General features: G+C 68.7%; 8 protein-coding genes and 1 pseudogene. 1 reads left to right on the top strand and 8 read right to left on the bottom strand.

Annotated features, from left to right (window positions below):
• The 7 genes and pseudogenes from ACK5KK_RS07390 to ACK5KK_RS07360 form a co-directional block, all read right to left on the bottom strand.
• A pseudogene (locus tag ACK5KK_RS07390) lies at positions 1–230 on the bottom strand (hypothetical protein); the annotation flags it as partial.
• A complete protein-coding gene (locus ACK5KK_RS07385) occupies positions 227–709 on the bottom strand; it encodes a nuclear transport factor 2 family protein (protein ID WP_416889445.1) in 483 nt (160 codons plus the stop codon). The pseudogene ACK5KK_RS07390 and the gene ACK5KK_RS07385, both read right to left, overlap by 4 nt.
• Positions 706–1,626 (bottom strand): fumarylacetoacetate hydrolase family protein, encoded by a 921-nt coding sequence (locus ACK5KK_RS07380; protein WP_416889444.1) that lies wholly within the window; start codon positions 1,624–1,626, stop codon positions 706–708. Before ACK5KK_RS07380 ends, ACK5KK_RS07385 begins: the two co-directional genes overlap by 4 nt.
• 41 nt (positions 1,627–1,667) lie before the next feature.
• A complete protein-coding gene (locus tag ACK5KK_RS07375; RefSeq protein WP_416889443.1) occupies positions 1,668–3,065 on the bottom strand; it encodes an aldehyde dehydrogenase family protein in 1,398 nt (465 codons plus the stop codon).
• 41 nt (positions 3,066–3,106) lie between these two features.
• Complete coding sequence (locus ACK5KK_RS07370) at positions 3,107–3,997, bottom strand: NAD(P)-dependent oxidoreductase (RefSeq protein WP_416889442.1); 891 nt, start codon at positions 3,995–3,997, stop codon at positions 3,107–3,109.
• Complete coding sequence (locus ACK5KK_RS07365; RefSeq protein WP_416889441.1) at positions 3,990–4,400, bottom strand: carboxymuconolactone decarboxylase family protein; 411 nt, start codon at positions 4,398–4,400, stop codon at positions 3,990–3,992. Before ACK5KK_RS07365 ends, ACK5KK_RS07370 begins: the two co-directional genes overlap by 8 nt.
• Before the next feature lie 161 nt (positions 4,401–4,561).
• Positions 4,562–5,536, bottom strand: coding sequence for a helix-turn-helix domain-containing protein (locus ACK5KK_RS07360; RefSeq protein WP_416889440.1), 975 nt, complete (start codon positions 5,534–5,536; stop codon positions 4,562–4,564).
• A 117-nt stretch (positions 5,537–5,653) separates the two neighbouring features.
• On the opposite strand from ACK5KK_RS07360, the gene ACK5KK_RS07355 reads away from it, so the two are divergent.
• Entirely contained in the window at positions 5,654–5,998 is a 345-nt protein-coding gene (locus tag ACK5KK_RS07355) for an EthD family reductase (protein ID WP_416889439.1), read from the top strand.
• 44 nt (positions 5,999–6,042) lie between these two features.
• Here the strand turns inward: ACK5KK_RS07355 and ACK5KK_RS07350 are convergent.
• Positions 6,043–7,421, bottom strand: a 1,379-nt coding sequence (locus ACK5KK_RS07350) for an aminomethyl transferase family protein (RefSeq protein ID WP_416889438.1), incomplete at its 5' end; no start/stop codon positions are given.

The following is a 7,421-nucleotide window of genomic DNA, read 5'->3' as shown; positions in this document are numbered from 1 at the left end:
TCCATCCGCCACGACACGTACTCCATCCCGGCCCGGTCCGACGCGATCACCTTCACCGTCCACGCCTCATACGTGTTGAACGACCGCAGATACGTCACCCCGTCCCGCACAGCGACAACATCCATCCCCAACAGGTCACGGAAATACGCCACCGTCTCGACCGGCGTCGGCGTGAACAACCCATGCGGCCCCAAATGCGACAACTCATGCCGCGGTTCCGGCGTGGTCATCGCTCCACCTCGCCGGACCCGGCACCGGACCCCGAAACCGACCCGGCACCTTCCCGCGGCGCGTGCTCGGCGTTTCGGAACACCGGCGTGATGATCCGCTCGGCGATCCGCCAGCCGTCGGGAGTGCGCCGATAACGATCCGTGAAATCGGCGACCATATAGATCGGCACGCCGGTCGGGTCCGGATCGTGGGTCGCGAAATTGTGCCACGTGCTGTGCCCGATCACGGTGCCGTCCGGGCCCGGTTCGACGACGAAGTTGCCCAGCCCGTGCCGACTGGTGCGTCCCGGCGCACGCGCCTGGAAGTTCGCGATCACCGCTTCGGCGTCGTGGAACTCCCCACCGCCGCTGACGTAATGCACGTCGGGGGCGAGGATGCCGCGAAGCTGCGCGTACTCGTGGGTGTCGAGCGCGCGGGCAAACCGGGCATTGAGATCTGTCAACTCGACGCGATCGATCGCCGGCACCTGCTGGGTCATCGTTTCTCCACCGGGTTGCTGAGCGTCCCGATCCCTTCGATCGAGACCTCGATCACCCCGCCCAGCCGGGTCAGATCGACGTTCTGCACCGCTCCGCCCTTCGCGGACTTCTTCAACGCGGTACCCATCGCGATCACGTCCCCCGCCTCGAGCGTCATGTACTCCGACGCGAACGACACCACCTCGGCGACACTGAACCGAAGGTTCGCGGTGTTGTCATCGGTGACCAGCACCCCGTCGTGCGAACACGTGATCTGCAGCGTGTGCGGGTCGGGGACCTCGTCGGTCGTCACCACCCACGGCCCCAACGGCCCGAACGTGTCCGACCCCTTGTACCGGGCCGGATAACTCACCCAACTGTCCACATAGCGGATGCCGTCATCCGACTCCGGATCGGGATGGATCGCGCGGTAGTGGAACGTGTCCTCCCCACGCATCGTGGGAGAGGTCAGATCGTTCATGATCGTGTACCCGAACACATGACCCACCGCCTCACCCACCGGGATGTCGGCCCCGCCCCGCCCGATCACCACCGCCAACTCCGGCTCCGGATGCACCCGCCCGAACGACTCCCGCACCCGGATCGGACGCCCATGACCGACCAGCGACGACGACGGCTTCACGAACATCGCCGGCGTGTCCGGCCCGCTCATGATCCGATCCGGGTTCGCGCTGTTGTTCAACGCGACGCACAGGATCTTCCCCGGCCGCGCCACCGGCGGCAACCACACCACCTCGCTCACTGCCACCCGCGCACCCTCACGCCGCGCCGCATCCACCACCTCGACCGCACCCGGGCCCGCGGCGATCACATCCGCCACATCAGCGAACTCCGACGGCAACAACACCACCGACTCCGCATCCGCCGACACCGCCACCCGCGGCGCCCCGTCGATCTCCACCGTGCCCAGTTTCATGGTTCTCCCCTGTGTTGCGTCGCGATCGGATGCCGCCGGCGTCAGGTCGTGATCACCTTGGGGGCGGTGAGCCCCTTCATGCCGTGCGCACCGAACTCCAGGCCGTACCCGGAACTCTTCACCCCGCCGAACGGTACCGCCGGGTTGAGTGTGCCGTGCTGGTTGATCCACACCGTACCGGCCTCGATGCGGTCGGCGAGCTTGCGCGCCTCACCCGGGTCGCCCCACACCGATGCGCCGAGCGCCTGCGACGACGCGTTCGCCAGCCGCACCGCCTCATCGATGTCGCTGTAGCGGATGACCGGAACCACCGGGCCGAACTGCTCCTCGTCGACGAGGGCGGCGCCGTCGGCGATGTCGGCGACGATCGTGGTGCGGTAGAACCGGGGGCCGAGCTCGGGCGCGGCCTCACCGCCGGTGACGATACGGGCGCCGCGCTGGCGGGCATCGTCGACCAGACGCGACACGATGCCGAACTGCTGGTCGGTCGACAGCGGCCCGAGGGCACTGTTCTCGTCGGTTCCCGGGCCCATCGGCACCGTCTCGGCGAGCTTTGCCAGTTCGGCGACGACATCGTCATAGACCGAATCGTGCACGTACAGCCGCTTCAGGGCCGCGCAGGTTTGACCGGTGTTGATGAAGATGCCCCAGAACAGCTTCTCGGCGATCTCGGCAGCATCCGCGCCGGGCAGCACGATGCCGGCGTCGTTGCCGCCCAGCTCCAGCGTCAGCCGCGCGAGGTTGTTCGCGGAGCTCTTCACGATCTCGCGGCCGGTGCGCGTCGACCCGGTGAACATGAGCTTGGCGATGTCGGGGTGCTCCGCCAGCCGGGCGCCCACCTCGCGGTCACCGGAGATGCCGATCAGCACATCCTTCGGCACGTGGCGGCTCACCAGCTCGATGACGGCGAGCACGCTCAGCGGCGTGTACTCGCTGGGCTTGGCGACGACGGTGTTGCCGACCCGCAAGGCCGGGGCGATCTGCCAGATCGCGATGAGCGCGGGCCAGGTCCACGGGCTGATCGCCCCGACCACGCCCAGCGGCACGTAGTGCATCTCGGAGCGGGTGCCCTCGGCCTCGAACAGCACCTCCGGCTCCAGCACGGTGTCGGCCGCCGAGCGCAGCCACACCGCGCATCCGGCAGCCTCGAACCGGGCACCGGCGCCGTTGAGGGGCTTGCCCTGCTCACGTGCGATGATCTGCGCCAGCTCTTCGGCGTGCGCATCCACCTCGTCGGCAGCGGCGCGCAGGGCCGCGGCGCGCTCGTCGCTCGACAGCGCGGCCCACGCCGGTTGCGCGGCGGCGGCCGCAGCGACGGCGGCGTCGAGGTCGGCGACGGAGTGCACCGGCGCGTAGCCGATCTGCTCTCCGGAGGCGGCATCGACGATGGGGCGGCCCTTCTCGGCCGAAACGGTGATGGTGTCGAGCAAAGCGTTCACGGGTGCTCCTCGGGTGTTCTCGGGTCGGATGATGTGAGCGGTCAGCGGCTCTCGCCGCTCCAGTAGCGGTAGGCCTCGGTGTGGTCCACGCCGCCGAGGCCGGCGAGCGCCTCCTCGAAGGCGGTGGTGACGGCGTCGCAGACGGGCGCGTCGCGGTCCATCGCCTGCTGCAGGCTCTGCGCGATGCGGATGTCCTTGGTGATCAGCGGCAGCGCGAACCCGCTGGCGTACTGTTCGTCCACGACGTGCGGGCCGAACACATGCGTCGACGAGAACGTCTGCCCGGTGGAGTCGTTGAAGATATCGATCATCTGCTGCGCGTCGAGCCCGAACTTCCGGCCCGCGATGAGCGCTTCCGACGTGGCCGCGAACGCGGCCCCCGCGACGCAGTTGTTGAGCGCCTTCATGGCGTCGCCGGTGCCGAGCCCGCCGGTGCGATACACCGAGCGGCTGAGCGGGGCGACGACGCGTTCGGCGATCGCGGCGGCCTCGTCGTCGTCGGAGCCCATCATGATCGCGAGGGTGCCGTCGATCGCACGGGCGACACCGCCGGAGACCGGCGCGTCCACGAGACGCACACCGGACTTCGCCAGCATCCGCCCCGTCTCCACCGTCTCGTTCGGGTCGGACGAGCTCATGTCGACGATGACGGTTCCCGGACGCAGCGGAATGCGCAGCTCGCCGGCGTCGTCGACGAACACCGACCGCACGATGGCGCTCGTCGGCAGCATCGTCACGATCGCGTCGCACGCGGCCAGGTCGGCGGCGTAGGTCACCCCGGTCACCCCGAGCACGTCGGCGAGCGCGCGGGTGCGATCGGGGTCCATGTCGTAGATGCGCAGGTCGAACCTGGCTGCGGCGAGGTTGCGGGTCATCGGCTCGCCCATCATGCCGAGACCGACGAAACCGACCGTCAGTGTGGAATCAGTCATTGCTGTCACTTTCTTCGAGCTCGATCCCGAGGGTGTCGAACACCTCGGCCAGGGCGCGGTGCGCCTCGACGGCGGACGGGATGCCGCAGTACAACAGCGAGTGGATCGCGATCTCGCGCAGCTCTTCGGCGGTGACCCCGTTGGCCAGCGCGCCCTCCGCGTGGATGCGCATCTCGTGGCTCTTGCCGGTCGCGATCAGCATCGCGAAGGTGACCTTGCTGCGGTCGGCCACAGACAGCCCGGGCCGCTGCCAGATGTCGCCGAAGCAGTTGCGCGTCACGAAATCCTGCAGCTTGTCGTTGAGCGGGGTGGTGTTGTCCACCTGCGCGTCGGCCCCGGCATCGCCGAACATCGTGCGGCGCTGGGCGATGCCGCTGTCGTACAGCTCGTCTCTGATGACCACGTCGTCCTTTCCGTCCGCACCGCTCCTCAGCGTGCGTCAGGGCGCACCCAGCGTCGGACTTTCCGCTCCAGTCTGCCGTCGCGGCCGGGCGGCGCACTTGTCCACCGATGCAGAGGTGTACCGTGCCGGTGCACCGAGACCGCGGCGCTCGGGCGCCCGCCTCACGCGTGCGCGCCGAGGTGCGACGCGCGGAACTGCCGCGGCGACGACCCGAAGTGCCGTTTGAACACCTTGCTGAAGTGGCTCGCGTCGCGAAACCCCCAGTGCTGGGCGATCTGCTGCACCGACAGGTCTGCTTGCGCCGGGTCGCTGAGGTCGATGCCGCAGTGCTCCAGCCTGCGCGAGCGGATGTAGTCCGAGACGGTCATCCCCTCCTCGCTGAACAGGTACTGCAAGTAGCGCACCGAGATGAAGTGCGCCTTCGCGACCGTCGTCGCGCTCAGGTGCGGGTCGCCCAGATGTGCGTCGATGAAGAGGCGGAAGGCCCGCATCTCGGCGCGGCCCGACTCGCCCCAGTGGTCGTGCGGTTCGGCCAGCTGCGCGTAGACGAGCGCGGTGAGCAGGTCGAGGGTGGCGCGGAGGATTCGCATGCCGGTGACCCCGGTCCACTCCCCCAGGTTCTCGCCCAGGTCTCGCAGGAACGGCGACAGCAGCGCGCCCACGCCGTCGTCGCCGGGCAGCCGCACCGCGGTGATGCGGCGGATGAGGCTGGCCGGCACGTCGAACATGTCCTGCGGGAAGGCCATCACGATGCAGCGCATCTCGTCGGTGAACTCCAGCGTGTACGGCCGGCTGGTGTCGTAGATGGCGATGTCGCCGGGGCGCATCAGGGTCTCGCGCCCGTCCTGGGCGACGATGCCGGTGCCCTCCAGCTGCAGACTCACCTTGAAGTGGCGGGGGTCATCCGGCGAGATCAGCTCGTCGGTGCGCAGCACCCGGTGCGCCCCGGCGGAGATCTCGCTGATGCAGGTCTGCTCGATGTAGCGCCATCGGATCGAACCGGAGAACGGGTCCAGCGCGAGCAGCCGCAGCGGCACGAATCTCGCCCCCGCGATCGCCGACCATTCCGCCACCGAGTGCGCCGAGGCGGACTGCACCTGCGACGTGTCGAACATGGGTACCGCTGAGATCGTCATCCTCACACTCCCCGTCGAGTGGTTCCTGCTGTTTCGCGTCCGCGCAGTGGTCCGCGCGTGCTCCGCGCTTGTCCGAGCGCGAACTGTGACCGCTCCGGCACCGGCGAGCACACCATCATGGTCCTACCCGTCGATCGGAGAACCATCGTGCACAAGCTCCTCGTCCTCTACCCGCATCCCGCCGACCCCGAGGCGTTCAACACCTATTATCGGACGACGCATCTGCCGTTGGCCTCGCGGATGCCCGGAATGCTGGATCACCGGTTCACCACCTCGATCAGCGCCGGCGGCGCCGAGAGCCCGTACTTCGCGATCTACGAGGCCGATTTCCCCGACGAGGCGACGCTCGTGGCGGCCCTTTCCTCGCCGGAGGGGCAGGCGGTCGAAGCCGACGTGCCCAACTATGCCCCGGCCGGAACGGTCGTGCTCACGTACGGCACCGAGGTCCCACCGGCCGGCTGACCGGCGGCGATGCGCGCTGCACCGCCGCCGGTCGCCATCGCGGCTCAGTTGGCGCGGTAGCTGGTGCGGGCCTTCGACGTCAGCGGTGCCGGCTGCACCGTCGCGCGGATTCTCACCTGCACGTGCTCCTCGACCTGGGCCTTGGACGAGTTGGGGTCCTCGCCCCACACGACCGTGACCTCGGTGCCGGGCTCGGCGTACGCGGCGTCGACGACCGCGAGCGAGAGCATGGCGCGCTCGTTGGCGGAGTAGCCGGTCCACGTGGAGCGGCCCACGAGGGCCCCGTCGACCTCGACACGGTCGTAGTGGAACGTGTCGTAGAGGGCCATCGGCAGGTTGAAGTACTTCGCGCCGGGACCGGGCTGGAACATCGAGGCCATCGCGGCCCCGGTGTCCTCGCCGTTCCACACCAGGGTCACCTTGCGGCGGTCCTCGGTGGTGCCGTCGGCGACCATCTTCTCCAGCGCCTCACGGCCGATGAAGTCGTGGTCGAACGCGACCAGGCGGCCGTAGTCGAGGTCGTACGGCGTGACGTAGTAGTCCTCGATGTCACCGGTGTTGTAGCTGCCGCCCAGCGGCGAGGTCGTCTCGTAGGCGTTGACGGTGAGCCAGCGACGGTAGTCGGCGAGCTTCTCGCCGGTGTAAATCGCCGGGAGCGGCCGGGGCAGCCAGCCCGACTCCAGCGCGTTGGTGTGGTAGGCGCGCCCACCCACCGGGGTGAGGTTGTACTTGGCACCGGCCGCCAGCAGCGCGTCGCGGACGATCTCGGCATCCTCCCACGGACCCCACATCTCGAAGCCCGGCTCGCCGGCCATGCCGTGGCGCAGCGCCCGCACGTCCTTGCCGCCGATGGTGAGGTGGGTCATGTAGAAGAACTTCAGCTTCGGTGCCGGTTCACCCGTCGCCTCCTGGATGACCTCCATCGCGCCCGGACCCTGCACCTGGTAGCGGTACACGACCGGGTCACCCGAGGGTCGGTACAGCGAGTTGTCGTCGCGCCACACCCGCACGTCGTAGTCGCCGGTGGCGGCGTGGAAGTGCATCCAGTTGATGGACGGCGGGATGCCGACCGCCTGGTATTCGTCGTCGTCGAGGTGGAAGAGGATGTTGTCGCCGATGACGTAGCCGTCGTGGTTGACGGCGACGAACTGCTTGGCCATGTCGACGGGGAAGTGCTCGACGCTGTTGATCGCGAGGTCACTGATGAGCTTGAGGGCATCGGGGCCCTTGATGTTGAGGTCGGCCATGTGGTGCGACTGGTCGAACAGCACCGCGGTGCGGCGCCAGGCCAACTGCTCATCGCGCCAGTTCGTGAACTCCGGCACGACGCGGGGCACGACCGCCGGCGGGGCCTGCGACTCCCACAGCAGGGTGTGCGGGTTTCCGGCTTCTGCGATCGCCGCTTCGAGATTGTCAGCCACGT

Source organism: Microbacterium sp. (assembly GCF_047972865.1).
In the GTDB taxonomy this organism is placed as follows: Bacteria; Actinomycetota; Actinomycetes; order Actinomycetales; family Microbacteriaceae; genus Microbacterium.
The sequence above is the reverse complement of the archived record's forward strand: the minus strand, read 5'-3'. Positions and strand labels throughout refer to the sequence as shown.